The organism is Paracidovorax wautersii (genome assembly GCF_031453675.1).
Classification (GTDB): Bacteria; Pseudomonadota; Gammaproteobacteria; order Burkholderiales; family Burkholderiaceae_C; genus Paracidovorax.
This window is the reverse complement of record NZ_JAVIZX010000001.1, coordinates 3,528,723-3,553,881: the sequence shown is the minus strand read 5'-3', so window position 1 is coordinate 3,553,881 and position 25,159 is coordinate 3,528,723. Positions and strand designations below refer to the sequence as shown.

23 protein-coding genes and 1 riboswitch are annotated in these 25,159 nt (G+C 69.6%); of the genes, 12 read left to right on the top strand and 11 right to left on the bottom strand.

Translation table 11 applies throughout. The features are described from left to right. Positions 1-38: 38 nt before the first annotated feature. Positions 39-2,486, bottom strand: a complete 2,448-nt coding sequence (locus QE399_RS16030; protein ID WP_309830200.1) for a YgiQ family radical SAM protein — start codon at positions 2,484-2,486, stop codon at positions 39-41. 320 nt (positions 2,487-2,806) lie between these two features. Between QE399_RS16030 and QE399_RS16025 the strand changes: the two genes are divergently transcribed. Continuing rightward, entirely contained in the window at positions 2,807-4,405 is a 1,599-nt protein-coding gene (locus tag QE399_RS16025; protein WP_309830198.1) for a methyl-accepting chemotaxis protein, read from the top strand. Positions 4,406-4,453: 48 nt separating this feature from the next. Here the strand turns inward: QE399_RS16025 and QE399_RS16020 are convergent, their stop codons facing one another. Next, a complete protein-coding gene (locus QE399_RS16020; RefSeq protein ID WP_309830196.1) occupies positions 4,454-4,654 on the bottom strand; it encodes a hypothetical protein in 201 nt (66 codons plus the stop codon). 216 nt (positions 4,655-4,870) lie between these two features. Beyond that, positions 4,871-5,326, bottom strand: a complete 456-nt coding sequence (gene azu / locus QE399_RS16015) for an azurin (RefSeq protein WP_309830194.1) — start codon at positions 5,324-5,326, stop codon at positions 4,871-4,873. Positions 5,327-5,529: 203 nt separating this feature from the next. Between azu and QE399_RS16010 the strand changes: the two genes are divergently transcribed. The 3 genes from QE399_RS16010 to QE399_RS16000 all read left to right on the top strand — a co-directional run bounded on the left by QE399_RS16010 (position 5,530) and on the right by QE399_RS16000 (position 8,168). Next, positions 5,530-6,135, top strand: a complete 606-nt coding sequence (locus tag QE399_RS16010) for an IMPACT family protein (protein ID WP_309830192.1) — start codon at positions 5,530-5,532, stop codon at positions 6,133-6,135. Positions 6,136-6,389: 254 nt separating this feature from the next. Beyond that, the gene (locus tag QE399_RS16005) at positions 6,390-7,802 is read left to right on the top strand and encodes a dihydrolipoyl dehydrogenase (protein WP_309830190.1); all 1,413 of its coding nucleotides are present in this window, start codon (positions 6,390-6,392) and stop codon (positions 7,800-7,802) included. Positions 7,803-7,964: 162 nt separating this feature from the next. Further along, positions 7,965-8,168, top strand: a complete 204-nt coding sequence (locus tag QE399_RS16000) for a YjfB family protein (protein ID WP_309830188.1) — start codon at positions 7,965-7,967, stop codon at positions 8,166-8,168. Positions 8,169-8,454: 286 nt separating this feature from the next. Here the strand turns inward: QE399_RS16000 and QE399_RS15995 are convergent, their stop codons facing one another. The 4 genes from QE399_RS15995 to QE399_RS15980 all read right to left on the bottom strand — a co-directional run bounded on the left by QE399_RS15995 (position 8,455) and on the right by QE399_RS15980 (position 13,867). Then, entirely contained in the window at positions 8,455-9,582 is a 1,128-nt protein-coding gene (locus tag QE399_RS15995) for an NAD(P)/FAD-dependent oxidoreductase (RefSeq protein WP_309830186.1), read from the bottom strand. A 35-nt stretch (positions 9,583-9,617) separates the two neighbouring features. Then, positions 9,618-11,168, bottom strand: coding sequence for an amidase (locus QE399_RS15990; RefSeq protein WP_309830183.1), 1,551 nt, complete (start codon positions 11,166-11,168; stop codon positions 9,618-9,620). Positions 11,169-11,467: 299 nt separating this feature from the next. Further along, on the bottom strand, positions 11,468-12,445 hold the full coding sequence (locus QE399_RS15985; protein WP_309830181.1) for a Bug family tripartite tricarboxylate transporter substrate binding protein: 978 nt from the start codon (positions 12,443-12,445) through the stop codon (positions 11,468-11,470). A 60-nt stretch (positions 12,446-12,505) separates the two neighbouring features. Continuing rightward, complete coding sequence (locus QE399_RS15980; RefSeq protein ID WP_309830179.1) at positions 12,506-13,867, bottom strand: D-serine ammonia-lyase; 1,362 nt, start codon at positions 13,865-13,867, stop codon at positions 12,506-12,508. A gap of 110 nt (positions 13,868-13,977) precedes the next feature. Here QE399_RS15980 and QE399_RS15975 point away from each other — a divergent pair, with 110 nt between their 5' ends. Genes QE399_RS15975 through QE399_RS15965 form a run of 3 tightly spaced genes read left to right on the top strand, consistent with a single transcriptional unit; the run spans position 13,978 to position 16,626 of the window. Further along, on the top strand, positions 13,978-14,928 hold the full coding sequence (locus tag QE399_RS15975; protein ID WP_309830176.1) for a LysR family transcriptional regulator: 951 nt from the start codon (positions 13,978-13,980) through the stop codon (positions 14,926-14,928). Between the two features lie 48 nt (positions 14,929-14,976). Beyond that, a complete protein-coding gene (locus tag QE399_RS15970; protein WP_405044129.1) occupies positions 14,977-15,273 on the top strand; it encodes a helix-turn-helix transcriptional regulator in 297 nt (98 codons plus the stop codon). Positions 15,274-15,303: 30 nt separating this feature from the next. Then, positions 15,304-16,626 carry a type II toxin-antitoxin system HipA family toxin gene (locus QE399_RS15965; RefSeq protein WP_309830171.1) on the top strand — a complete coding sequence of 441 codons (1,323 nt, stop codon included), beginning with the start codon at positions 15,304-15,306 and terminating at the stop codon, positions 16,624-16,626. 22 nt (positions 16,627-16,648) lie between these two features. On the opposite strand, the gene QE399_RS15960 is transcribed toward QE399_RS15965, so the two are convergent. Continuing rightward, a complete protein-coding gene (locus QE399_RS15960) occupies positions 16,649-18,052 on the bottom strand; it encodes a PQQ-dependent sugar dehydrogenase (RefSeq protein WP_309830169.1) in 1,404 nt (467 codons plus the stop codon). A gap of 180 nt (positions 18,053-18,232) precedes the next feature. Here QE399_RS15960 and QE399_RS15955 point away from each other — a divergent pair, with 180 nt between their 5' ends. Together QE399_RS15955 and QE399_RS15950 are read left to right on the top strand one after the other, a co-directional pair. After that, positions 18,233-18,814 (top strand): DJ-1/PfpI family protein, encoded by a 582-nt coding sequence (locus QE399_RS15955; protein WP_309830167.1) that lies wholly within the window; start codon positions 18,233-18,235, stop codon positions 18,812-18,814. 163 nt (positions 18,815-18,977) lie between these two features. Next, entirely contained in the window at positions 18,978-19,370 is a 393-nt protein-coding gene (locus QE399_RS15950; RefSeq protein WP_309830165.1) for a ribbon-helix-helix domain-containing protein, read from the top strand. Positions 19,371-19,454: 84 nt separating this feature from the next. Here QE399_RS15950 and QE399_RS15945 read toward each other — a convergent pair whose 3' ends face one another. Both QE399_RS15945 and QE399_RS15940 read right to left on the bottom strand, forming a co-directional pair. Next, positions 19,455-20,300 carry a fumarylacetoacetate hydrolase family protein gene (locus QE399_RS15945; protein ID WP_309830163.1) on the bottom strand — a complete coding sequence of 282 codons (846 nt, stop codon included), beginning with the start codon at positions 20,298-20,300 and terminating at the stop codon, positions 19,455-19,457. Positions 20,301-20,447: 147 nt separating this feature from the next. Further along, the gene (locus tag QE399_RS15940) at positions 20,448-21,197 is read right to left on the bottom strand and encodes a hypothetical protein (protein ID WP_309830162.1); all 750 of its coding nucleotides are present in this window, start codon (positions 21,195-21,197) and stop codon (positions 20,448-20,450) included. Positions 21,198-21,474: 277 nt separating this feature from the next. Here QE399_RS15940 and QE399_RS15935 point away from each other — a divergent pair, with 277 nt between their 5' ends. From QE399_RS15935 to QE399_RS15925, 3 genes are all read left to right on the top strand, one after another. Further along, positions 21,475-22,065, top strand: coding sequence for a chromate transporter (locus QE399_RS15935; protein ID WP_309830160.1), 591 nt, complete (start codon positions 21,475-21,477; stop codon positions 22,063-22,065). A gap of 297 nt (positions 22,066-22,362) precedes the next feature. Further along, a complete protein-coding gene (locus QE399_RS15930; RefSeq protein ID WP_309832139.1) occupies positions 22,363-22,956 on the top strand; it encodes a chromate transporter in 594 nt (197 codons plus the stop codon). A 166-nt stretch (positions 22,957-23,122) separates the two neighbouring features. Beyond that, the gene (locus tag QE399_RS15925) at positions 23,123-24,094 is read left to right on the top strand and encodes an aldo/keto reductase (protein WP_309830158.1); all 972 of its coding nucleotides are present in this window, start codon (positions 23,123-23,125) and stop codon (positions 24,092-24,094) included. 13 nt (positions 24,095-24,107) lie between these two features. Here QE399_RS15925 and ribB read toward each other — a convergent pair whose 3' ends face one another. Next, positions 24,108-24,803 (bottom strand): 3,4-dihydroxy-2-butanone-4-phosphate synthase, encoded by a 696-nt coding sequence (gene ribB, locus QE399_RS15920; RefSeq protein ID WP_309830156.1) that lies wholly within the window; start codon positions 24,801-24,803, stop codon positions 24,108-24,110. Between the two features lie 145 nt (positions 24,804-24,948). Further along, positions 24,949-25,143, bottom strand: a riboswitch (FMN riboswitch). Positions 25,144-25,159 lie beyond the last annotated feature (16 nt).

Sequence of the window (25,159 nt, the reverse complement as noted above, 5' to 3'; positions counted from 1 at the left end):
GCCCCGATCCGAGTCAAGGCCGGCTGAACCCAGCCGGATCAGCGTGGCTTGTTGCGCACCGGCTTACCGGCGACCGGCTTGGCACCCGATGGCTTGCCCGCGCCGGTGCCGGCACGTGGCGGCAGGCCCGTATGCTGTGTCAGCAAACGGCCGCGCACAGGCACCTGGCTGCCCTTGCCGGCGTTGCCACCGTTCTTGACCGGCGCGCCAGTGCGCGCCTGCACGGGCGTGGCCGTGCTGTTCTTGCGGCGCGCGCTCTGGTAGCTGCCATCCGTCATCGGCTGGAAGGTCGGGATCAGGTGGTGCTTGCCATTGCCGATCAGATCGGCCCGGCCCATGCTCTTGAGCGCGTCGCGCAGCAGCGGCCAGTTGTTGGGATCGTGGTAGCGCAGGAAGGCCTTGTGCAGGCGGCGGCGCTTTTCGCCGCGCACGATGTCCACCGCCTCGCTGTCGCGGCCGATCTTGCGCAGCGGGTTCTTCCCCGAGTGGTACATGGCCGTGGCCGTGGCCATGGGGCTGGGGTAGAAGGTCTGCACCTGGTCGGCCCGGAAACCGTTCTTCTTGAGCCAGACCGCCAGGTTCATCATGTCCTCGTCGCTGGTGCCCGGGTGGGCCGCGATGAAGTACGGAATGAGGAACTGCTTCTTGCCGGCCTCTTCCGTGTACTGCTCGAACATCTGCTTGAAGCGGTCGTAGCTGCCGATGCCCGGCTTCATCATTTTGGTGAGCGGGCCCTGCTCGGTGTGCTCGGGCGCGATCTTCAGGTAGCCGCCCACGTGGTGCTGCACCAGCTCCTTCACGTACTCGGGCGACTTCACGGCCAGGTCGTAGCGCAGGCCCGAGCCGATAAGGATCTTCTTGATGCCCTTGAGGGCGCGGCCCCGCCGGTAGATCTTGATGAGCGGGCCGTGGTCGGTGGTGAGGTTCTGGCAGATGCCGGGGTAGACGCAGCTGGGCTTCCGGCAGGCCGCCTCGATCTCGGGGCTCTTGCAGCCGAGCCGGTACATGTTGGCCGTGGGACCACCGAGGTCGCTGATGGTGCCGGTGAAGCCTTTGACCTTGTCGCGGATGTCCTCGATCTCCTGGATGATCGAATCCTCGGAGCGGCTCTGGATGATGCGGCCCTCGTGCTCGGTGATCGAGCAGAAGGTGCAGCCGCCGAAGCAGCCGCGCATGATGTTGATCGAGAAGCGGATCATCTCCCACGCAGGGATCTTGGTGGCGCCGTCGTGGCTGCCGTTCTCGTCGGCGTAGGCCGGATGGGGGGCCCGGGCGTACGGCAGGCCGAAGACATAGTCCATTTCGGCCGTGGTGAGCGGAATGGGCGGCGGGTTGATCCACACATCGCGCGCCGTCACCCCCTCGCCGTGCGCCTGCACCAGCGCGCGGGCGTTGCCGGGGTTGGTCTCCAGGTGCAGCACGCGGTTGGCGTGGGCATACAGCACGGCGTCACTTTTCACCTGTTCGTAGCTGGGCAGGCGGATCACGCTCCTGTCGCGCGGCGGCACCTTGAGCTTGGCCTTGAGCGCCGGATTGGCCACGAACTGGATCGGCTGGATCGCCTGCTCTGCAGCCGGCAGCTGGGCATCATTTTGGCCTGCAGCGCCCGCCCCACTTGCGCATGCAGCTCCTGATTCAGTAGCACCCTCCTCCTTGCTGCAGCTGCTGCCCTGGGAGGCCGCCTGCTCGCTGGTGGTCAGGTAGGGATTGACGTGCGCCTCCACCCGGCCGGGCTCGTCCACCGTGGTGGAGTCGATCTCGAACCAGCCCTTGCCGCTCTCGTCGTCGGGCCGGCGCACGAAGGCCGTGCCACGCACGTCGGTGATCTGCTCCACGGGCTCCCGGGCGGCGAGCCGGTGCGCCACCTCGACCAGGGCGCGCTCGGCGTTGCCGTACAGCAGCAGATCGCACTTGGCGTCCACCACGATCGAACGGCGCACCTTGTCGCTCCAGTAGTCGTAGTGGGCGATGCGCCGCAGGCTGCCTTCGATGCCGCCCAGCACGATGGGCACGTCCTTGTATGCCTCGCGGCAGCGCTGGCTGTAGACGATGGCGGCGCGGTCGGGGCGCTTGCCGCCCACGTCGCCGGGGGTATAGGCGTCGTCGCTGCGGATCTTCCGGTCGGCCGTGTACCGGTTGATCATCGAATCCATGTTGCCCGCCGTGACGCCCCAGAACAGATTGGGCTTGCCCAGCGCCTTGAAGGGCTCGGCGCTCTGCCAATCGGGCTGGGCGATGATGCCCACCCGGAAGCCCTGGGCCTCCAGCGTGCGGCCGATCACTGCCATGCCGAAGCTCGGGTGGTCCACGTACGCATCCCCGGTCACCAGGACGATATCGCAGCTGTCCCAGCCGAGCTGCTGCATCTCCTCGCGGCTCATGGGCAGGAACGGGGCCGTGCCGAACCGCTTCGCCCAGTACGGGCGATAGCTGGTCAGCGGCTTGGCGGCGCGCGCGAAAAAGGAAACGTCGACAGGGGCGTTCATCGGGGGGCTTTGGGGGAGGGCCGCAAATTTTAGAAGGTTCTGTCTATCCGTGCCGCCGCGGGGTCTTAAACGGCGGCCGTAGCCTCGTTACTGCCAGCGGAATGTCGTTGATACGGTCAATCGTTGCCAATCGTCAGGCGAAACCAGCCCATTTCGACCTTTTTCCGAGGACTGGCGCACATTGTGTGAACCTGATCCAATGCTCAATCGTTTACGTATTGAGACAATTAGAAAGCGATAGTTTCTAACCTGATTGATCGCCGGTGCGCAGTCTGCGCCAAAACGCTGCCCAGCCTCCCCTGACCTACGACCACCGCGCCATGAACACCACCTCCACCATGAAAGTAGGAACCAAGCTCGCCGCCGCCTTCAGCGCGCTCGCCATCATGGTTCTCATCGTTTCCGGGCTCTCACTCAAGTCGCTCGGAGATGCCGACTCGGCGTTTTCCCAGTACGTCAGTGGCATCAATGCGCAGGTCAATTTTGCGGAAGGCATGCGCAATGCAGTGAACCGCCGCGCCGTGGCCGCGCGCAACCTGGTCCTGGTACGGGACGCTGCCGACCTGGCGAAGGAAAAAGCGCTGGTGCTCAAGGCGGATGAGGACGTCATGCAACAGCTCGACGGCCTCAAGAAGCTGTTCGCAGTGGACACGCAGGCCCCGCCTGCCGCGCGGCAGATGATCGTGGAGCTCGAACGGATCGAAAGCCTGTATGGGCCCGTGGCGCGCGACATCGTGCGGCTGGCCGTGGACGGCGATCACGAGCGCGCCATCACGAAGATGAACAACGAGTGCCGCCCGCTGCTGGCCCAACTGCTGGCCAAGGTGTCGGAGTTTGCGCAGTACGCCACCGAGCACGCCGATGAACTGAAGACCCAGGCCAACGAGCGCTTTGCCGTACAGCGCATGGTCCTGATGATTGCCTGCATGCTGGCGCTGGCGCTGGCCGCCGTCGCCGGGTTCGTGATCACCCGCGGCCTCACCCGCGCCCTAGGTGCCGAGCCCGCAGAACTGGGCCAGGCCGCGCAGCGCGTCGCCGATGGCGACCTGCGGCCTCTGGACGAAGAGCACCGCGCGCCGCAAGGCAGCGTGCTGTCGTCCCTGGCCGTGATGCAGCGCAGCCTGGCGGGCATCGTGGTGCAGGTACGGGGCGCGTCCGATTCCATCGCCACGGGTTCCACGGAGATCGCCGCCGGCAGTGCGGACCTGAGCCAGCGCACCGAGGTGCAGGCCAGCGCGCTGCAGGAAACCGCTGCGACCATGGACGAACTCAGCAACACGGTGCGTCACAACGCCGAGAACGCAGGACGCGCCAACGAACTGGCACAGGGCGCCTCGCAGGTCGCAGCCAGGGGCGGCGATGTGGTCGGCCAGGTGGTGTCCACGATGCGCGCCATCAACGACAGCTCCAAGCGCATCGAGGACATCATCGGTGTGATCGATTCCATTGCCTTCCAGACCAACATCCTCGCGCTCAACGCCGCAGTCGAAGCCGCCCGCGCGGGCGACCAGGGCCGGGGGTTTGCCGTGGTGGCGTCGGAAGTGCGCAACCTGGCCCAGCGCAGCGCCCAGGCGGCCCGGGAGATCAAGACGCTGATCTCGGACAGCGTGTCCCAGGTGCAGGCGGGTACGTCACTGGTGGACCAGGCCGGCACCACCATGCAGGAGGTGGTGACCGCCATCCAGCGTGTGACGGAAATCATGGCGGAGATCAGCACGGCCAGCCGCGAACAAAGCTCCGGCGTGGAACAGGTGGGCCAGGCCGTGGCCCAGATGGATCAGACCACCCAGCAGAACGCCTCGCTGGTGGAAGAAAGCGCCGTGGCGGCGCAGAGCCTGCAGCAGCAGGCGAAGGATCTGGTTCAGGCCGTGTCGCTCTTCAAGCTGCACCACCACAGCCTGCAACTCGCGGCGACCTGACGTCGCAGGCCCGCCCCGCCAGGGGCCGGCCTGCCGAGGATCCAGCGGCTACCACTCGCCCAGACTGCGCACGCGCTGGTCCAGATCGGGCAGCGGATCCTCGTAGGCGGACATCAGGGGCGTCGGCACCGGGGCACGGGGGGCCACCCGGGCCGGCGCGCCGGCGTTGGCTTCAGCCCCGCGCGAGCGGGCCACGAAGGAAGCCGAGAACATCTGGTTCAGCGTGACGGGCAGCGGGATCGAGAACATGGCGGGCTCCTGACGGCGGATGGCGTAACAACGTGTGCCTGAAGCCTAAGCGGCCGCCCTGGCGCAGCCCTGTAGGTCTGCGCCGCAAAGGCCCTCTGTGGAATGCAGTCGTCGCGTTCAGACCACGTCGCATGGAAGCATCTCGTGCGCCGGCCCCCGTCCATAAAAAAAGCAGCCCATCGGGCTGCTTTTTTGTGGGGTGCTTGGCACCCGTGCTTACTTGGCCAGCGTCAACGTGCCCTTCATGATGGCCGAGTGGCCGGGGAACGAGCAGAAATAGGTGTACGAATCACCGGCTTTCAGCTTGCTCACGGCGAACTTGACGGAGTCGGACTCGCCGCCGCCGATCAGCTTGGTGTGGGCGATCACGCGGGCGTCGCCGTCTTTCACATAGTCCTTGGCCGCGCCGGCGGGAATGCCGTCGTTGGCGACGGGCTGCACGTCTGCCGTCTTGGTCAGCACCCAGTTGTGGCCCATGGCGGTCTTGGGCAGTTTGCCCACGTGCTTGAGCTTGACGGTGAATTCCTTGCAACTGGCCGGCACGGAGATCGTGGGCTTGTTGAACTGCATTGCGTCATTGCCCTCGATCTCGACCGCGCAATCGGCGGCCCAAACCGGGGCGGCGCCCACACACAGAGCGACCACTGCCAGGGGTTTCCAGATTCTTGCCATTTGTTCTCACCTTTCAGAAAGAGTCGAAGCCCGGTTCCAGACCCGCTAGCGCCGGTCTTGCGTGCTTCGTGGAGCCATCTTAGGCAGGCGGTCTGGCCGGCGATTTGATGTGCATCAAGTTGGCAGAGATCAAGAGGGATCGGGTCCGGGGGGACGGCGATGCATCGCTAAGGGCCCACCGCGGCACCTACACTTCCACCGACATGCCTCACACCCTCGCCGCGCCCTTCCACAGCGAACTCATCATCAAGAAAAGCCGCTTCATCGGCTGCGTCCAGCCGGTGGCGGACCGCGCGGCGGCGCAGGCCATCGTGGACACGCTGTGGAAGCAACACCCGGGCGCAGCGCACGTGTGCTGGGCGCTGCTGGCCGGCGGCCAGTCTGCCGCTGTGGACGACGGCGAGCCCGGGGGCACGGCCGGACGGCCGATGCTGGACGTGCTGCGCCACCAGGATCTGGAGGGCGTTCTGGCCACCGTGGTGCGCTACTTCGGCGGCGTGAAGCTGGGCGCGGGCGGCCTGGTACGCGCCTATACCGACACCATCGCGCAGGCCTTGTTGACGGCCGACAAGGTGCCGCTGCAGCGGATGGCGCTGCTGGCGTGCGAGGTGCCCTACGCCCTGGAAGGCATGCTGCGCCGCCGCATCGAAGCGGCCGGAGCCGAACTGCTGCAGGTCGAGCATGGCACGCTGGTACGACTGCAGATGCGGCTGCCGCAATCCCAGGCGCAGGCGTTCATGGTCGAAGCCAGCGAGGCTGGCCAGGGCCGGGTTGCGTGGGCCGATGGCGCAGACGGAATGAACCCGTAAGACATGCTGAACCAGCCTCTCACGCGCTGCGCACCTGCGCTGGGAGCGGTTCGACGCGTTGCACATCCTCGCCACCTCAGCGGCTATGGCCGTGGTTTGCTCTTTGCGGGCCACACCCAGCAGAACGGCCTCCATCGCGGGGACTTGTCCAGCGTTGCCCTGACGGCGCGCAGCCGCTAGGCCTGCACACCTACACGGCCTCGGCACGGCGCCCACGACACTCGGAGCCTTGCCAAAAACAAACGGGGTGTGCCATGAGCGAGATGCTGGACGCGGTGATCATCGGCGGGGGAACCGCGGGGCTGGCGGCCCTGCGCGAGGTGCGCAAGCGCACGGACCGCTACCTGCTGGTGAACGACGGACCCTGGGGCACCACCTGCGCCCGGGTGGGCTGCATGCCGTCCAAGATGCTCATAGAGGCGGCCAATGCCTTCGAGGCCCGGCGCAAGCTGGACACCTTCGGCATCCGCGGCGGCGACGGGCTGCGCGTGGACATGCCTGCGGTGCTGGCGCGCGTGCGCGAACTGCGTGACGACTTCGTGTCCGGCACGATGAAATCCACCAACGACGATGAGCGCGTGATATCCGGCCGGGGGCGGCTGCTGGATGCGCACCGCGTGGAGGTCAACGGCCAGGTGCATGCCACCCGCAGCATCGTCATCGCCACGGGCTCGCGGCCGACCGTGCCGGAACCCTGGCTGGCCTTCGGTGACCGCATCCTGACGACCGACACCCTGTTCGAGCAGCCCACGCTGGGCCCGCGCATGGCGGTGATCGGACTGGGCCCGCTGGGTGTGGAGATGGCGCAGGCGCTGAAGCGCCTCGGCGTCGAGGTGACCGCGTTCGGCACGCAGAAGGCCGTGGCCGGCCTGACGGATCCGGAACTCAACGACACGATGCTCAAGCTGCTGCAGGCCGAGTTCACCGTCTCCATCGGCGACGACGTCGAGCTGCGCGAGGTGGCCGGCGGCATCGAGGTGCGCAACGGCTCGGCCACCGTGGTGGTGGACCAGGTGCTGGCCGCCATGGGCCGCCGCCCCAACCTGGAGCACCTGGGCCTGGACACCCTGGGCGTGGAGCTGGACGACAAGGGCCTGCCGCCCATCGATCCGCGCTCGCTGCAGATCGGCGACCTGCCGGTGTTTGTGGCGGGCGATGCGGACGGCGACCGCTCGCTGCTGCACGAGGCGGCGGACGAAGGCCATATCGCCGGGCTGAACGCCGTGTCGTCCGAGCCGCGGGGCTTTCGCCGCCGCACGCGCCTGGCCATCACCTTCTGCCAGCCGCAGGCCGCCGTGGTGGGGCGGCGCCACGCCGCGCTGAAGGACGAGGATGTGGTGACGGGCCGGGTGGATTTCGCCCGCCAGGGCCGGGCCCGCGTGGCGCAGAGCGCCGCCGGCCGGCTGCATGTGTATGCCGAGCGCAGCACGGGCAAGCTGCTGGGCGCCGAGCTGTGCGCCCCGGCCGGCGAACACATGGCGCACCTGCTGGCGCTGGCGATCGGCCAGGAACTGACCGTGCAGGAAATGCTGGGCATGCCGTTCTACCACCCGGTGCTGGAGGAAGGCCTGCGGACGGCGCTGCGCGACGCGGCATCCCATCTGCCGCGCATCAGCGACTCCGACCTCGCCGCCTGCGGCGCCTTCGGCGCCAGCGCGCTGGACTGAGCGACGGCGGGCGCCCGCGCCGGCCCCCGGCGATCAGGCGCGATCCTGGAAACACGGTGACGGCAGGGCCCGCTGCAGCACCACCCTGCCCGCCGCGGCGCAGAAAACCCTCAACCTGCGGCGCCGGTGGCCGATAACCAGGGATTACCGCAGGAGATCGCCATGGACGTTTCGCTCACCAATGCCATCGTCAACACCGCTGTCGCACAGACCCAGCAGGAGACGTCCGACGCCGTCAACACCGCCGTGCTGAAGAAGGCGCTGGACATCCAGGCCAGCACCGCCGCCACCCTGATCAGCGCCCTGCCCCAGCCGCAGCTGGCCACCTCGGGCAGCCTGGGCACCCAGGTGAACACGTTCGCCTGAACGGCGCGGCCACCCGGACACTATAATTTTCATAGCTACCGGCGCTTTCTGCATAAGCGCCAGAGGCTGATTTCACTCATAAGCCGCCGGCAGCCTGCAGCGGGCTGCGCGGACCGTGCGGCAAGCCAGCGCTGCCGCCCTGCAGGAACTGCAGGCCCTCCCAGCGCAGCGGTTGCCGCCGCAGTTGCCCACGTGGGCCAGGGCCCCAACGGCCCGTGCCTGCGCAAGCACGCGGCGCGGCCGCTCGGGCCGCGCCCCCCCATTTGCGTCCCAGCGCCCTGACTCCCTAGCGCAGCCGTGCGGGCGACAGGCCCGGCACGTCCACCCCTTCCTGCACCAGCGCCGCATCCAGCGGCTCGCCCAGTACCAGCTGCCGCGCCAGCAGCGAGGCGCCCGCCGCGCTCTGGATACCGTAGCCACCCTGCGCGGCCAGCCAGAAGAAGCCGGGCACATGGTTGTCCCAGCCGATCACCAGATCGCCGTCGGGCACGAAGGAGCGCAGCCCCGCCCAGGTGTGCGAAGGGCGGCGGATCTGGAAGGTCGTCATCTGCTCGATGTGGTAGATGCCGGTGGCCACGTCCAGCTCTTCGGGCACCACGTCGTGCGGGTGGGTGGGATCGGCATTGGCGGGCGATCCCAGCAGCTGCCCCGCGTCGGGCTTGAAATAGAACGATTCGTCGATCGCCACCACGGCCGGCCAGCCGTGCGCATCCATGCCGTCCGGCACCGGAAAGGTGAAGGCCGTGCGCCGGCGCGGCTCCAGCCCGATCGGCGGCACGCCGGCCAGCCCGGCAATCACGTCGGCCCAGGCGCCAGCCGCGTTCACCACGGTGCGCGCGTGCACCGTGCTGCCGTCGGCGAGCGTGATGCGCCAGGCGCCGCCCTCCCGCGCGAGGCCCGTCACCTCGGCCCCCGTGCGTACCTGCCCGCCGCGCTGGCGCAGGCCGCGCAGGTAGCCCTGGTGCAGGGCGTGCACGTCGATGTCGGCGGCGTCGGGCTCGCTCATGCCGGCGGCCACGGCTTCTTCGCGCAGGCAAGGCAGCATCTGCAGCAGCGGCTCTTTGTCCACGCGCTGCACGTTGGGCGAGCGCGCCAAGGCATCGGCGACATGCGCGTCCAGCAGGTCGAGCTGGTCGGGCCCGGCCACGTAGACCACGCCGCGCGGCGACAGCAGCGGGTCACCCCCGAACTCGGCCGGCGGCGCGTCGTAGAAGGCCCGGCTGGCGCGCGTGAGCGCCTGGATATTGGGCGTGCCGTAGGTCTCCATGAACAGCGCGGCCGAGCGGCCGGTGGTGTGGTATCCGGGCTGGGATTCACGCTCCAGCAGCAGCACGCTGCCGGCGCTGGCGAGCTGCCAGCCGATGGAGGCGCCGGCGATGCCGGCACCGATGATGGCGAAGTCGGTGGTTTGCATGGGCGAAGGCGGTTCCAGGAAGGCGAGTCAGACGATCAGACGGCGGAGGCTTCACCCGCCGAGGCCGAGCGGCCGGCGCGGGGAATGCCCCGGGCATCGTCGATGTGCGGCGCTTCGGTCACGATGGACTTGAGCGAGGGCTGCGCATGCACCAGTTGGTCCAGCGCGGGGCGGGGCCGCTGCAGCTCGGGAATGGCGGCGAAGGCCTGCTCCAGCGCGTGCCCGACGCCCAGCGTGCGGTGATCGTCGCGGAAGCGCCCCACCACCTGCAGGCCGAAGGGCATGCCTGCGGTGTCGCGGCCGCACGGCAGGGACAGCGAGGGGTGCGTGGTCAGCGTGGTCACGTAGGTCAGTGCCAGCCAGCGGTAGTAGTTGGCCTGCGGCTGGCCGTTGATGTGGCTGGCGTACAGCTCCGTCCAGGGGAAAGGCGACACGGGCGTGGTGGGCGCGAGGATGATGTCGAATTCCTCGAACGCCTGCTGGAAGCGCGCCAGGATGCGCGTCTGCTCGGCCTGCGCCCAGGCGCTGTCCAGCAGCGACATGGCGGCGCCCATCTCGTAGTTGGCGCGGGTGTTGGGGCCCAGGCTCGCCGGGTCGCGCGCATAGGCGTCGCGCGTGCTGGCCACGAAGGCCTCCGCCCGCAGCACGTCGAAGCAGCGGTGCACGTCGCCCAGGTCGAAGCGGATCTCGTCGCAGCTCTTGAACAGATGGCGCATGGAGGCGATCTTGCGACGGAACACGCTGCGGATGCCGTCGTCCACATCGCAGGCGCCGAAGTCTTCGGTGAAGCCCACGCGCAGGCTGCCGAGATCGACCGCTTCGGGGTTCAGAAAGCTCAGCGGGTCGAGCGGATAGGTCAGCGGGTCGCCGGCCGACATGCCTGCGGACGCGGCCAGCTGCAGGCAGGCCTCGGCCACCGTGCGGCCCATGGGGCCGACGACGGAGATCGGCGTCCAGCCCAGCAGCTTGCGCGAGCTGGGCACCACGCCGGGCGAAGGCCGGAAGCCCACCACGCCGCACTTGGCGGCCGGGATGCGCAGCGAGCCGCCGGTATCGGAGCCCGTGCACACAGGCAGCATGTCGCAGGCCAGCGCCGCCGCGGCGCCGCCGGACGAGCCACCCGCGTTCAGGTTGGGATTGAACGGGTTGCCCGTGGCGCCCCACACCGTGTTGCGCGAATTGGCACCCGCGCCCATGTCGGGAATATTGGTCTTGCCGGTGACGATGGCGCCGGCCGCACGCAGGCGCGCGACCAGCACGTTGTCCTGCGTGGGCACGTTCTCGCGGTAGATCTGCGAGCCGTAGGTGGTCAGCAGGCCGGCCGTGGCTTCGAGGTCCTTCACGCCCATCGGCAGACCGTGCAGCAGGCCCAGCGGTTCGCCGGCCAGCACGGCCTTCTCGGCCGCCTTGGCCTCCGCGCGGGCGCGGTCGAAGCAGGTGGCGGTGACGGCGTTCACGTACGGGTTCACGGCCTCGATGCGATCGATGCACGCCTCCAGCAGTTCGACGGGCGAGATCTCGCGCGTGCCGATGCGGTGGCGCAGTTCGTTGGCGGACAGCTCCACCAGGCGGGTGTCAGTGGTCATGGCAAGTGGGTCGGCAAGGGGTTGGGCGAAAAAAGGCGCAAGGCCCGCCGCTCGGCACAGCGGTGGCTGCGCCGGTGGGGCGGGCGGGTCTGGCCGCGCGGCCGGACGGGCCGGCGCGGCGCGAGGGGTTCTCTATGAAAAGCATAGCGGGTGGCGCTGGTCTTTCCTCATGTTCAAGCACAAAACTGGCTGCATCGCAATCAGGGCAAGCGCAGCCAGCTATTGTTTCGATAGTGGATGCCACAGTCTGGCACCGCAGCCATCAACGCTGCGTGACGCGGAGGACGGCGCTGCACCGCTCAGTCCGCCGTGATGCCGGCCCGTTGGGCGACGGCGCGCATCAGCGGCAGCTCCTTTTCGATCAGCGCGCTCACGGCCTTGGAGGACGCATAGGCCGGCTCGAAACCGTTGGCGAGCATCTTGTCACGCATCTCCGGGTCCGACACGACCTGGGCCAGGGCCAGTTCGAGGTGGGACTTGACGGCGGGCGGCAGGCCGGCGGGCGCCATCATCGCCAGCCAGGTGTCCATCTCCACGCCGGGAAAGCCGCTTTCGGCCAGCGTGGGCACCGTCGGCAGCAGGGGCGAGCGCTTGGCCGAGGTGACGGCGATGGCCTTGATCTTGCCGTCCTTGAGCTGGGGCACGGCGGCGGAAACGGTGTCCACCGTGAACGGGATCTGCCCGCCCATCAGGTCGACCATCGCGGGCGCGCTGCCCTTGTACGGCACGTGCTGCACCTTCACGCCGGCGGCGTGGAAGAACAGCTCGGCCGCGAACTGCGAGGTGGTGCCCGCGCCGAAGGAGCCGTACGAATACTTCTCCGGTGCGGCCTTCACCGTGCTCACGAACTGCTTCACGTCATTGACCGGCACGTTCTTGTTGGCCAGCAGGATCAGGCCCGTGCGGCCGGCGATGCCGATGGGCTCGAAGCTCTTGACCGGGTCGTACGGCAGCTTGGGGCGCACGGCCGGGTTGACCGTGAAGGTCGTGCCCGAACTGAGCAGCAGCGTGTAGCCGTCCGGCGCCGCCTTGGCCACGTAGGTGGCGCCGATCACGGTGCCTGCACCGGCGCGGTTGTCGATCACCACGCTCTGGCCCAGCTTGTCGCCCAGCTTCTTGCCGATGAGGCGGCCCAGCACGTCGGTGGCGCCACCGGGCGGGAAAGGGATCACCAGCGTGATGGGCTTGCTCGGAAACTTGTCCTGCGCGAAGGCCGGGGCGAAGGCGGCAGCGCCCATGGCGCACAGCAGTGCGGACAACATCATCTTGCGGTTCATGGCGATCTCCAGGGAGCTAGCGGGGGGTGAAAAACAAAAGGAAAGTGCAGCGCGACGGGGTCAGCGGCCCTGCGCCTGCAGCAGCGCGCGCCCGCGGGCGACGAAGCGCTCGTACTCTTCGGGCGGCACGAACAGGCCGCCGGTGGTCCAGACGACGTGCGTGGCCTGCGCCAGATGCGGCGCCAGGCCCTGCGCCTGCAGCCAGGCCTGGCCGGCCGGGGAGCCGGTCAGCATCGCCGGTCCGCCGCAGCCCGCGGCCGCCGAAGGTTCGATGCGCGCGCCGGTGGCGTCCAGCACCTGCACCAGCTGCTCGAACAAGGTCTCGTCACGCACCGTGAAAGAGCCGGACAGCAGCGGCTGCATGAGCGCGGCCGCCAGCAGGGACGCCCGGGGCACGGCCAGGCCATCGGCCTCCGTGCGGTTGTTCAGGCCCAGGTCGTAGACCGAGGGGTGGGCGCCCTCCCCGGCCAGCATCTGCACCAGGAAACAGGGCGACTGGACCGGCTCGGCAAACAGGCAATGCACATGCGGGCCCAGCAGCTGGCGCAGCCCGAAGGCGATGCCGGCCGGCGCGCCGCCCACGCCGCAGGGCAGGTAGACGAACAGCGGGTGCTCGGCATCGATGGCGATGCCCGCGTCGGCCAGCTGCGTGCGCAGGTGCAGCGCGGCAGCGCTGTAGCCCAACAGCAGCGACAGGGAGCGCTCATCGTCCACGAAGTGGCAGAACGGGTCGGCCTCGGCCTGGGTGCGGCCGGCGGCCACGGCTTTTTCGTAGTCGCCGGCGTGCTCGACCACCTCGACGCCGCGGCGGCGCAGGCGCTCCTTCTTCCATTCCTTGGCATCGGCCGACATGTGCACCGCGGCGCGAAAGCCCAGAGCGGACGCGGCCACGCCGATGCTCAGGCCCAGGTTGCCGGTGGAACCCACGGCCACCTGGTAGCGGCCGAACACGGCCCGCGCGGCGGGCGAGGCCAGCTGCCGGTACTCCTCCGGGCCGGAGGCGGGCGTGAGCAGTCCCTGCTCCAGCGCCAGCCGCTCGGCGAACTCCAGCACTTCATGGATGCCGCCGCGGGCCTTGATGGAACCTGCCACCGGCAGGCTGTGATCGGCCTTGATCCACAACGCACCCCGCCCTGCCGGCAAGCCCACGTCCGGCTGCAGCGCAGCGGCGGGCACCAGGGGCGACTCGATCACGCCCTGGGTCTCGGCGAGTTCCGGAAAGAGCTGGGCGAGCAGCGGAGCAAAACGTTCAAAGCGGGCCGCCGCGGCTTTCGTATCATCGAGACTAATGGTTTCCCCTAGCGCCCGCTGCTGTGCGGCCGGCTCTGCCTGGCGACGGGGGTTGAGCCACAGGCAGGGCTCGGCGCCGCGCAGGGCGGCGAGCGTCGGGCTTTCTTCAAGGTGGGTGGCGGCAGAAGTCATGGATTCGGTGCAGTCCGGCATGCGGTGGTGATCGATCGATAAGCTGCATTCTTCGAGCGTGACGCCGTCCGCACAACTCATTTATATTGACGCCAACATTAGTCTCAGTAATGGATATCCGCCTTTCCCCGTCCCTGCTCGCCTGGCTGCGCTGTTTTGATGCAGCGGCCCGGCATGGCAGCTTCACACGTGCCGCTGCCGAGCTGTGCATCACCCAGGGCGCCGTCAGCCAGCAGGTGAAGCAGTTGGAGCAGTGGCTGGGCCGCCCGGTGTTCCTGCGCACGCCGCGCACGCTGGTGCCCACGCCGGAGGGCAAATGGCTGTCGGTGGTGCTGCGCGAGAGCTTCGAGGCCATCGAGGGCACGCTGGCGCAGATGCGCCTGGCCGGCGAAGCGCCCCCGGCCACGCTGAGCTGTTCGCCCTCCTTCGCCATGCAGTGGCTGACGCCGCGCATGGGCGATTTCTTCCGCCAGTACCCCGATCTGGGTCTGCGCGTGTTCGGCGAATTCCACCGGCTGGATCGCACCCGCATGGTGCGTGATGGGATCGAGGCCGCCGTGCGCTTCGATCTGGGCGGCTACGACGACCTGCGTGCCACCGCTTTTTTGGACGAGTGGCTGATGCCGGTCGCGAGCCCGGCTTTCCTGGCAGCGCAGCCTGCCCTGGATTCGCCCCGGCAACTGCAGCCCGAATGGCTGCTGCACGACAGCAGCCCCTGGGAAGGCGCCGGCGCCTTCGAGGAATGGCAGCACTGGGCCGCGCAGAACGGCATGGACAGCCTTGCATGGGCGCAAGGCCAGCAGTTCAATCTGTCGCAGCTGGCGCTGGGGGCCGCGCTCGCCGGCCAGGGGGTGGCCATGGGCCGCGCGGCCTTGGTGCTGGACGACGTGGCGGCCGGCCGGCTGGTGCCTTTGTTCGGCAGCGTGCGCTCCCGCGCGAGCTATTCCTTCGTCACCACGCCGCAGCCCAGTCCGGCCATGCTGCGGGTTCAGGAGTGGCTGGCCGATGAAGCCCGGCGCTTCATGGCGCTGCGCCAGACCGTGCTGCCCAACCCACCATAAATGCAGCATTTAATGCGCTTTTCAAATAAAAAGCGTATAAACATGAGCATGCATGATCTGATCACTACCTTGGCAGCCAGCCGCAAGGCGCAAAAGATGACCCAGGCCGACCTGGCAGACCGGGCCGGCCTGTCCCGCATGGCGGTGCAGCGCACGGAAACGGGCGACGTGGATCCGCGCTTTTCCACCCTCGCCGAGATGGCGCGCGTGCTGGGCATGGAGCTGATCGCCGTCCCCGCCGCGCTGCGGCCGGAGCTGGAGGCCTTCATCCAGGCCGGCGGCAAATTCCTGGGCCAGCCGGTGGGCGCGGATGCGCCGCCGTCGGTGGTCGACCAGCTGCGCTGAGACCAGCGCAAACCTTCCTGCGCCCGCACCATGTCCACCGCCATCCGCTACCTGCGCCTATACATGCACCTGCCGGCCGCGCAGGGTGGCGGGCGCCGGGCGATCGGCTATCTCTCGCAGTACGGGGACATCCTGCGCGTGTCCTTCGACGAGGCCTATGTCAACGACCCGCAGCGGCCCACGCTGTCGCTGAGCTACCGCGGCGAGACCGAGGCCGCCACGCGCCAGATCCTGCAGTCCGCCCGCGATGCCCGCCTGGTGCGCACCGACGGCCGCTGGCCGCCCTACTTCCAGAACCTACTGCCCGAAGGCCACAACCGCGACCGCCTGGCGCGCGAACGTGGCTGCGGCCCCGACGACGAGTTCGAGCTGCTGGCCGCCGCCGGCCATGACCTGATGGGCGCGCTGGAGGTCGAGCCCGTGCCCGCCCGCGAGGGCGTGCCCGACGTGGTGCGCCACTGGCACACCACGCAGGGGCTGGACGTGCTGGAGCCGGGCTTCGTGGAGTTTCCGGTGGAGGACGCGGCTTCGCTGCCCGGCGTGGTGACCAAGTTCAGCGCCGTACAGGACGGGCGCCGCTACATCGTCAAGCGCCGCGGCGCGGCCGGCAGCGTGATCCTCAAGTTGCCCACCACGGCGCACCCGGATCTGGTCGCCAACGAATACGCCTGCTACCAGCTCAGCCTGGCGCTGGGCCTGCACTGCGCCCAGGCCACCGTCATCCACCGCGCCCAGGCCGAGCTGCCCGAGTCCGTGCCCTTCGACGACATCCTGGCCGTGCAGCGCTTCGACCACCTGCCCGACGGATCGCGCGTGCACATGGAAGAGTTCAACCAGGCGCTGAGCTATGCGCCGCGCCAGAAGTACGGCCAGTCCATCGCCAAGGACTGGGCGACCATGCTGCGCGTGCTGGACCGCCTGAGCGACCAGCCCGTGGCCGACGTGCGCGAGTTCATCGGCCGCATGGTGGCGTTCATCCTCATGGGCAACACGGACGCGCATCTGAAGAACTGGGCCTTGGTCTACCCCGACGGCCGCACGCCCCGGCTGGCCCCGCTGTACGACCCGGTGTGCGTGGCGGCCTTCTTCGACGGCACGCCGCCCTGGCAGTACGCCGTCAACCGCGCCATCGACACCACACTGCGCGCCTTCGACTGGACCGAGCTGGAGGCGCTGCTGCAGTCCGCCGGGCTGATGCGCGTGCCGCGCTACCTGGCGTGGGCGCGCGAGGCGGCCGCGCAGGCGCAGCAGCAGTGGCCCGCGCTGCTGGAGCAGCATGCGCCGCCGTCCATGCACGCCGTGGTGCTGGCGCGGCTGCAGGGCGGCGTGGCCCTGGCGAGGCCCGCACGCTGAAACGCAGCCGGCCGCTTGCACGTCAGGGCCGCGCGGCGCTCACCCGCCAGAGCGTGTTGCCCACATCGTCCGCCACCAGCACGCCGCCCTTGCCGTCCAGCGCCACGCCCACCGGCCGGCCCCAGGCATCGCCCTCCGGGCTGACGAAACCGGTGAGCACGTCCAGCGGCATGCCCTGGGGCTGGCCCGCTTGGAACGGCACGAAGATCACCTTGTAGCCGCTGCGTGGCTTGCGGTTCCATGAGCCGTGCAGACCGATGAACGCGCCCTGCGCCAGCTGCGGCGGCAGGCCGTTGGCGCTCTGCGGGCCGGCAAACGCCAGGCCCAGCGGGGCGACGTGGTTGCCCAGCGCGTACTCGGGCACGATGGCCTTGGCCACCAGATCGGGCTGCGGCGGCTGCACACGCGCGTCCACACGCTGGCCGAAGTAGCTGTAGGGCCAGCCGTAGAAGCCGCCGTCCCGCACCGAAGTCAGGTAGTCGGGCACCAGATCGCTGCCGATCTCGTCGCGCTCGTTCACCACCGTCCACAGCACGTTGGTGCCGGGCGCCCAGCCCATGCCGTTGGGGTTGCGCAGGCCCGTGGCGAAAAGCCGCTTGGCGCCGCTGGCGCGGTCCAGCTCCCAGATGGCGGCGCGGCCCTCCTCGGCGGCCATGCCGTTCTCGGCCACGTTGCTGTTGGAGCCCACGGTCACGTAGAGCTTGCTGCCATCCGGGCTGGCGATGAGGTTCTTGGTCCAGTGGTGGTTGATCGGCAGGGCGGGCAGATCGGTCACCCGCGTGGGCGCCGCGGTGATCTGCGTCTGGCCCGCCGCGTACGGAAAGCGCACCACCGCATCGGTGTTGGCCACGTAGAAATCGCTGCCCACCAGCGCCATGCCGAAGGGCGAGTGCAGGCCCTGCAGGAACACGCTGCGCGTCTCGGCCACGCCGTCGCCGTCCGCGTCGCGCAGCAGCGTGATGCGGTTGGCCGACGGCACGCCCGAGCCCGCGCGGGCCATGACCTTGCCCATCACCCAGTTGCGCACCTTCTTAGCCAGGCCCTGGCTCTCCTGCTCGGCCTGCGGCTTGGCGGGCTTGTCGCTCTCGGCCACCAGCACATCGCCGTTGGGCAGCACATAGACCCAGCGCGGATGGTCCAGCCCCTTGGCGAACGGCGTCACCTGCATCCCCTGCATGGGCTGCGGCTGCCCGCCCTCGGGCCAGCCCTTGGCCGGCGCGATGTGTACCGTGGGAATCAGCCCCTTGCGCGGCTCGGGCAGTTCAGGCGAGGGGCCCACGCCGGCCTCGGCCGGCAGGCGCGCGGTGTCGCCGCAGCCCGCCAAGCCCAGCAGCAACGCGGCGGCGCCCACGCCTGAGGCGAGCCGCCAAGGGCGCCGATGGAACAACGGCGAAGCAGCAAAAAAGCAAAGAGGGGTCTGCGGCATGGTGGCGGCCTGCGGTGGAGCAAAGATGCCGCCGAGTGTGCAGACCCGCGGCCAGGCCGGCTGTCAGCGGGAGGCCCGAAAGCCGCCTGCCGTTCTGTAGTAGCCCGCTAACACCCGCGCTGCGCCACCGCTGGCAAGAATGGCCCTGGCCTTTGCAAACCACACAACCAGGAGACACCCATGGCAGCGAAGAAGATTCTGATGATCTGCGGCGACTACTGCGAGGACTACGAAACCATGGTGCCCTTCCAGGCGCTGCAGGCTGTGGGCCACCAGGTGCACGCTGCCTGCCCCGGCAAGGCCGCGGGCGAGTACATCCACACGGCCATCCACGACTTCGAGGGTGCGCAGACCTATAGCGAGAAGCCTGGCCACCGCTTCACGCTGAACGCCAGCTTCGCCGGCCTGCAGGCGGCCGACTACGACGCGCTCGTCATCCCCGGCGGCCGCGGCCCCGAGTATCTGCGCAATGACCCGGCCGTGATCGCCGCCGTGCGCCATTTCTTCGACACGGGCAAGCCCGTGGCCGCCGTCTGCCACGGCGCGCAGCTGCTGGCCGCGGCGGGCGTGCTGCAGGGCCGCACCTGCTCGGCCTACCCCGCCTGCCGCGCCGAGGTGGAGCTGGCCGGCGGCCGCTACGCCGACATCGCCGTGGATCAGGCCCATACCGATGGCAACCTGGTCACCGCGCCCGCCTGGCCCGCCCACCCGGCGTGGCTTGCGCAGTTCCTGTCGGTGCTGGGCACGCGCGTCGCGCACTGAGGCGCTCCGCCTTCTCGCCGCGGCCTGGCTCAGACCGCACCGCCAGCGCGGCCGGATCGGCCTGCCGCAGCGCTCGCCGCTGGCCGCTGGCCGCTGGCCGCTGGCCGGAGCACAATGCACGGCCAGGCGGCCCCCGGCCGCGCCATCACGCAGGAGAGCCCCGATGTGCGAGGTATTCATCAGCGCCGACCCGGCGCTCTACGACAGCCGGGCGCGCTCCGTGCGGCTGCATGGCGTGGCCACCAGCATCCGGCTGGAGAACTTCTTCTGGCAGGTGCTGGCCGAGATCGCCGAGCGGGACGGCCTCAGCGTGCCGCAGCTGTGCGCCCGGCTGCATGACGAACTGGCCGGGCAGCGCGGCAGCGTGGAGAACTTCGCCTCGTTCCTGCGCGTGTGCTGCGGCCGTTACGTGGCCCTGCAGCTGTCGGGCGGCATTCCGCAGGACGTGTCCATTCCCATCGGCAGCCTGAACGCACAGCGGGTGCTGGCCAGCGAGCAGACGGTGCACACGCCCGCCGTGGGGCCCTGCGCCAGCGGCCGCCGGCATGCGGCGTAGCGCTACTATTTCAATAGCTGCCTGCGCAGTATCTGCGAGAGCCACAGCCCGTTTTACTCAAAACTTGTGGTGCGAAATGAGCGCTCAGCCGCCCACGCAGGTCAGCCGCTGCTCACCCAGGCCGGTCGCCCCCAGGCGCATCACATCGCCCGGCTGCAGAAAGACCGGCTGCGGCTTGCGCCCCAGGCCCACGCCCGCCGGCGTTCCGGTCAGGATCACGTCGCCCGGCTCCAGCGTCATGAAGGCGCTGATGTACGACACCACCTGGGGCACGCCGAAGATGAAGTCGCGCGTGCTGCCGCTCTGCATGCGCTGGCCGTTGACCTCCAGCCACAGATCGATGGCGTGCGGGTCGGGCACCTCGCCCGCCGTCACCAGCCACGGGCCCAGCGGCGCGAAGGTGTCGCAGCCCTTGCCCTTGTCCCACTGGCCGCCGCGCTCCATCTGGTAGCTGCGCTCGGAGACATCGTTGGCCAGTACGTAGCCGGCCACGTGCTGCAGGGCGGCCTGTTCGGACACGCCGCGCGCCCGCGTGCCGATCACCACGCCCAGCTCCACCTCCCAGTCCACCTTCTGCGCGCCCGGCGGCAGGCGCACGGGGTCGGTGGGCCCGCTCAGCGCGCTGGTGGCTTTCATGAACAGCACCGGCTCCGCGGGCGCGGTCAGGCCGGCCTCGGCAGCGTGGTCGGCGTAGTTCAGGCCCACGCACACGATCTTGCCGATGCGCGCGATGGGGCAGCCCAGACGAACGGCGCCCTCCACGGCCGGCAGCCGGGTGGGGTCCAGCGCGGCCAAGCCTTCCAGCGTGCGCGGGGCGAGCTGCTCCGGGCCGATGTCGGGCAACAGCATGGACACATCGCGCAGCGTGCCCTGCGCATCCAGCAGGCCGGCGCGCTCGGCGCCCGGCTGTCCATAGCGGACGAGTTTCATGGTCGGTGTCTCCCTGGAAGCGCGGGTGCCGCCATCACCAGCGCACCCGCGGCGCACCTGCGCGCCGCCCGATCGTAAACAGGTTCAAGGCGCGTGGGGGAACCGCAGGCGCGGCCACGGTGCCGCGAAGCCGCCGAGGCCTGGTGGTCAGTGCGGGGAGCGTGTGGAATGGGCGGGGGGCGTACCCGGCGCTGCAGCCGCCCGGCTGAGCGCATGCCACCGCACCAGCACGCGCCACTGCGCTGAGACCAAGGCGGCATAGGCCGCCAGTTCGGCCCACTCCTCCACCACCAGCGGGTTGCTGCCCATCCACGCCGTCAAAAAGTCGGGCCCGTGGCCTTCGGCGCAGGTGCTGAGGGCGATACCTGCGGCGATGAGCAGCGCCTCGAACCCCACTGTGGGCACGCAGCGCACCACGATGCGGTCCAGCCGCCAGCGCACGATGCAATACCCGCTATAGGCCAGCAGCAGGGCCAGCACCGGATAGACGTACGGCTTGTACCAGAGCGCCCGCGACGAATAGAACGGTCCTTCCGACGAAAACCCGACCGGCGGCAGGAAGGCCCCGCCCCAGCTCAACTCCCGCGCCATCAGGATGGCCCACAGGACCGCCGCCGCCCGGCACAACGCGCGAACCCGGGCGTCCGCGCTGGCGTGGCACCACACCAGCGCCAGCAGCAGCCCGCCGCCCAGCACCACGACCTGGGTGTTCTCGACCCAATGGTTCTCCCACGCCGCCATGGAGGGCAGCCAGGCCTGCGCCGGGTACGTGGCCAGCAGCATCGCGATGGCCAGCCAGCGCATCCAGCGCGCGGCGCCGTCGGGGTGGCTCATGAAGGGGGGAAGGGAGAGAGAAGGATCGGCCGGCGTAGCGGCCGAGCGCCAGGAATCAGGCATGCAATGTGTGTGTGAGGCGGCCCGGTGGGGGCGGCGCCGCGCAGTGGCCGTGGGGCCAGGGCGGTGCGCTGTCGCCTGAAGGGGAAAACGACGGGGAACACGAAGAAGAACGAGAGCCATTCTACCCAGCGGAACCCCGGCGCGCTGCCGAGCCATCGCGCGCGCCGATGCGCCTATCGCGGTTGCAGATGGCCGGTGCGGGCCGCCACGGCAAGCCCCTTGCCGTACGATCGCCGCACTCCCTCCGCGCGCCCTGCGCGGCCACCGCCTTCCTCCCATGACACCGCCCCCCGCCACCGGCCCGTCCGATACGCCCCGTCCCCGGCCCGAATCGCTGGCCGAACTCTTCTGGGCCTTCACCTGGCTGGCCCTGCAAGGCTTCGGCGGCGTGCTGGCCGTGGTGCAGCGGGAACTGGTGGAAAAGAAGCGCTGGATGGACAACGACGAGTTCGTCGAGGACTGGGCCGTGGCGCAGATCATGCCGGGTCCCAACGTGGTCAACCTGGCCATCATGATCGGCGACCGGTATTTCGGCTTCCGCGGGGCGGTGGTGGCCGTGGCGGGCATGCTGCTGCTGCCCATGCTGCTGGTGCTGGCGCTGGCCGTGGCCTATGCCCGCTTTTCCGACACCCCGGCGGTAGCGGGGGCGCTGCGCGGCATGGGCGCCGTGGCGGCGGGACTGGTGGCCGGCGTGGGCTGCAAGCTGGCGGCCTCGCTGGCGCGCCATCCGCTCGGGCCGCTGGTCTGCGCGGCCGTGGCCACCGTCACCTTCGTGGCGATGGTGGTGTTGCGCTGGCCGCTGATGTGGATCCTGCCGGTGGTGGGCGGCACCGCCTGCGTGCTGACGTGGCGAAAGCTGAAGGCATGAAGAACACCCCCCTGAGGCCCTTTGGGCCTTCCCCCCGCTCTCGCAGGGCTTCGCCCCGCGGGCAGGGGGACGCAGCCCTCGCTGCGGGGCGGCCCTTGCTTGGCTGCCGCTGGGTTGGACCGCGCGCCTTCCCAAGGCCTCATACGATGTTTGACCGCCCGAACGTCACCCCTGCGCTAGAGTCGATACTCCTCTGCGCTGCGCGCCGGCCGCCGTTCGGAGGCTCTGATCTGCATCGCGCCGATCGCGCGGCCCGCAAGGGGCGCGCAGCGCCTGGGGAGTCCTGACATGCCGGCCATGCCTTTGGTGCTGAGCCTGCAGCCGCTCGATTGGCTGCACCTGTTCCTGTACTACGCCTCGTTGTCGCTGCTGGCGGTGGGCGGCGCCATCGCCACGGCGCCCGACATGCACCGTTTTCTGGTGGACCGCCAGGGCTGGCTCACCGACGCCCAGTTCAGCGCCTCCGTCGCCATCGCCCAGTCGGCGCCCGGGCCCAACGTGCTGTTCATTGCCCTGCTGGGCTGGAACGTCGGGCTCAATGCCGGCGGCCACGGGCCCGCAGGCTGGGCGCTGGGCGCCCTCGGGGTGGCGCTGTGCATGGTGGGCGTGATGCTGCCCAGCAGCCTGCTCACCTGGTTCGCCACACGCTGGGCGCACCGCAACCGCGACCGCCGTTCGGTGCGCGCCTTCAAGCAGGGCATGGCGCCGCTGGTCATCGGGCTGCTGCTGGCCACGGCCTGGGTGCTGGGCAGCGCCCATGGCAACCCGCTCACCGACTGGCCGCTGTGGACGGTGACCGCCGTCGCCACCGTGCTGGTCTGGCGCACGCGCATCCACCTGCTGTGGCTGCTGGGCGCAGGAGCGTTGCTGGGCGCACTGGGCTGGGTCTGAGCCCTCTGTGCCCTGCCCGCCCGGCCCCCACCGGCCGCAATGCCGCACCCCGCCACGGGGCCATCGCACCGGCGCAAGAATGCGTTGGTACCTACCTATCTGCCGTACCGGACCTCCCGGCCGCGGCGCCCGGCACCTACCTGTGCCACCCATCCAGAGGAATTCCATGACGACTCCGGCTTTTCGTGCGCTCGGCCGTTCCGGCCTGCAGGTTTCCCCGCTGTGCTTCGGCGGCAATGTGTTCGGCTGGACGGTGGACGAGGCCACGTCGTTCTCGCTGCTGGACGCCTGGGTGGACGCCGGCTTCAACTTCATCGACACGGCCGACGTGTACTCCCGCTGGGTGCCCGGACACGCCGGCGGCGAGTCCGAGACGGTGATCGGCAAGTGGCTCAAGGCCAGCGGCAAGCGGGACCGCGTGGTGCTGGCCACCAAGGTGGGCAAGGACATGGGCGACGGCAAGGTGGGCCTGAAGCCGGCCTACATCCGCCAGGCGGTGGAAGACTCCCTGCGCCGCCTGCAGACGGATGTGATCGATCTGTACCAGTCGCACGACGACGACACCGGCACGCCGCTGGAGGACACGCTGGGCGCCTATGCCGACCTGATCCAGGCGGGCAAGGTGCGCGCCATCGGCGCCTCCAACTACACCGCGCCGCGCCTGGCCGAGGCACTGCAGGTGAGCGCCCGGCACGGCCTGCCGCGCTACGAGAGCCTGCAGCCGCTGTACAACCTGTACGACCGCGCCGTGTTCGAGGACGCGCTGCGTCCGCTGTGCCTGGAGCACGGCGTCGGCGTCATCAACTTCTATGCGCTGGCGGCCGGTTTTCTCACCGGCAAGTACCGCACCGAGGCGGACGTCGGCAAGAGCGCCCGCGGCCCCAAGACCGTGGGCCTGTACCTCAACGAGCGCGGCCTGCGCATCCTGGCCGAGCTGGACGAGGTGGCCGAGCGCTACGAGGCCACGCCCGCCCAGGTGGCCATCGCCTGGCAGCTAGTGCAGCCCGGCATCACGGCGCCGATCGCCAGCGCCACCTCGCTGGAGCAGCTGGAGGGCCTGGTGAAGGCCGCCCAACTGCAACTGGACGCGGATGCGCTGGAGTCGCTGAGCCAGGCCAGCGCGGAAACCGCCGCCTGAGCGGCGGGCTGCCTCAGGCCGGTTCCAGCGCGGCCGCAGCGTCCTGCGCCAGCGCTTGGCGATAAGCCACCAGCGCCTGCACCGTCGTGCACAGCAGGCCGTGGCGCGCGGCGAACTCCGCCACCTGCGCGCCGCGGGCCATGCTGCCGTCGGGGTTCATCAGCTCGCACAGCACACCGGCGGGCGGCAGCCCGGCCAGCACGGCCAGATCCACCGCCGATTCGGTATGGCCCTGGCGCTCCAGCACGCCGCCAGCGCGGGCCACCAGCGGAAACATGTGGCCCGGGCTCACCACCTCGGGCGCCTGGCCCGGCGCGGGAATGCGCAGCGCGCAGCGCACCGTCTGCAGCCGGTCGGCCGCCGATACGCCGGTGGACACGCCGTGCGCCGCCTCGATGGACTGGGTGAACGCCGTGGAAAAGGCGGAACGGTTGACCTCGACCATGGGCCTCAGGCCCAGGGCCCGCGCATGGTCGGGCCGCAGGCACAGGCAGACGATCCCGCTGCCCTCGCGGATCATGAGCGCCATGGTGGCCTCGCTCATGTTCGCGGCGGCGCAGACCAGGTCGGCCTCGTTCTCGCGGTCGGCATCGTCGAGCACCAGCACCGGCTGGCCCGCGGCGATGGCCGCGATCACCTCCGGCAGAGGCGCCAGCGGCACGCCGGCGTCGCAAGCCAGCGCGGAAGGAAAAGACACGGGGGAAGGCATAGAACGCTCCTCAAAAAAGATTGAAAGAAACGCCCCAAGGCTGTGCATGCAAGAAGCATCCACGCGCAACCCTGCTGGCAGACGCCAGCGGACGCGCACGGACACACGGCTGTGCAAAGCCTGCCTTGCTGGCCGGCCTTGCACCGCACATCTTCTTTCATCCGGACTGTGACCGTCGGCTCCAGACTGGACGCGGCTGGCGCCGCATCGCACTGGATCTGCTGACCCCTGGCAGGATCGGAAAACCCCGCCAGGGCGCTCGCGGGCTCGCGGCCTGCCTGGAAACCCAGGCGTGCCGCCTACCGCCGGTGGGGAGTTTCACCCCGCCCTGAAGACCCGCCGATTATCGGCCCGTA

Excerpts from the sequence above, each read along its gene's own strand:
- QE399_RS16030 (WP_309830200.1), bottom strand. The coding sequence starts at position 2,486 with ATGAACGCCCCTGTCGACGTTTCCTTTTTCGCGCGCGCCGCCAAGCCG.
- QE399_RS16025 (WP_309830198.1), top strand. The coding sequence starts at position 2,807 with ATGAACACCACCTCCACCATGAAAGTAGGAACCAAGCTCGCCGCCGCC.
- QE399_RS16020 (WP_309830196.1), bottom strand. The coding sequence starts at position 4,654 with ATGTTCTCGATCCCGCTGCCCGTCACGCTGAACCAGATGTTCTCGGCT.
- azu (WP_309830194.1), bottom strand. The coding sequence starts at position 5,326 with ATGGCAAGAATCTGGAAACCCCTGGCAGTGGTCGCTCTGTGTGTGGGC.
- QE399_RS16010 (WP_309830192.1), top strand. The coding sequence starts at position 5,530 with ATGCCTCACACCCTCGCCGCGCCCTTCCACAGCGAACTCATCATCAAG.
- QE399_RS16005 (WP_309830190.1), top strand. The coding sequence starts at position 6,390 with ATGAGCGAGATGCTGGACGCGGTGATCATCGGCGGGGGAACCGCGGGG.
- QE399_RS16000 (WP_309830188.1), top strand. The coding sequence starts at position 7,965 with ATGGACGTTTCGCTCACCAATGCCATCGTCAACACCGCTGTCGCACAG.
- QE399_RS15995 (WP_309830186.1), bottom strand. The coding sequence starts at position 9,582 with ATGCAAACCACCGACTTCGCCATCATCGGTGCCGGCATCGCCGGCGCC.
- QE399_RS15990 (WP_309830183.1), bottom strand. The coding sequence starts at position 11,168 with ATGACCACTGACACCCGCCTGGTGGAGCTGTCCGCCAACGAACTGCGC.
- QE399_RS15985 (WP_309830181.1), bottom strand. The coding sequence starts at position 12,445 with ATGAACCGCAAGATGATGTTGTCCGCACTGCTGTGCGCCATGGGCGCT.
- QE399_RS15980 (WP_309830179.1), bottom strand. The coding sequence starts at position 13,867 with ATGACTTCTGCCGCCACCCACCTTGAAGAAAGCCCGACGCTCGCCGCC.
- QE399_RS15975 (WP_309830176.1), top strand. The coding sequence starts at position 13,978 with ATGGATATCCGCCTTTCCCCGTCCCTGCTCGCCTGGCTGCGCTGTTTT.
- QE399_RS15970 (WP_405044129.1), top strand. The coding sequence starts at position 14,977 with ATGCATGATCTGATCACTACCTTGGCAGCCAGCCGCAAGGCGCAAAAG.
- QE399_RS15965 (WP_309830171.1), top strand. The coding sequence starts at position 15,304 with ATGTCCACCGCCATCCGCTACCTGCGCCTATACATGCACCTGCCGGCC.
- QE399_RS15960 (WP_309830169.1), bottom strand. The coding sequence starts at position 18,052 with ATGCCGCAGACCCCTCTTTGCTTTTTTGCTGCTTCGCCGTTGTTCCAT.
- QE399_RS15955 (WP_309830167.1), top strand. The coding sequence starts at position 18,233 with ATGGCAGCGAAGAAGATTCTGATGATCTGCGGCGACTACTGCGAGGAC.
- QE399_RS15950 (WP_309830165.1), top strand. The coding sequence starts at position 18,978 with ATGTGCGAGGTATTCATCAGCGCCGACCCGGCGCTCTACGACAGCCGG.
- QE399_RS15945 (WP_309830163.1), bottom strand. The coding sequence starts at position 20,300 with ATGAAACTCGTCCGCTATGGACAGCCGGGCGCCGAGCGCGCCGGCCTG.
- QE399_RS15940 (WP_309830162.1), bottom strand. The coding sequence starts at position 21,197 with ATGCCTGATTCCTGGCGCTCGGCCGCTACGCCGGCCGATCCTTCTCTC.
- QE399_RS15935 (WP_309830160.1), top strand. The coding sequence starts at position 21,475 with ATGACACCGCCCCCCGCCACCGGCCCGTCCGATACGCCCCGTCCCCGG.
- QE399_RS15930 (WP_309832139.1), top strand. The coding sequence starts at position 22,363 with ATGCCTTTGGTGCTGAGCCTGCAGCCGCTCGATTGGCTGCACCTGTTC.
- QE399_RS15925 (WP_309830158.1), top strand. The coding sequence starts at position 23,123 with ATGACGACTCCGGCTTTTCGTGCGCTCGGCCGTTCCGGCCTGCAGGTT.
- ribB (WP_309830156.1), bottom strand. The coding sequence starts at position 24,803 with ATGCCTTCCCCCGTGTCTTTTCCTTCCGCGCTGGCTTGCGACGCCGGC.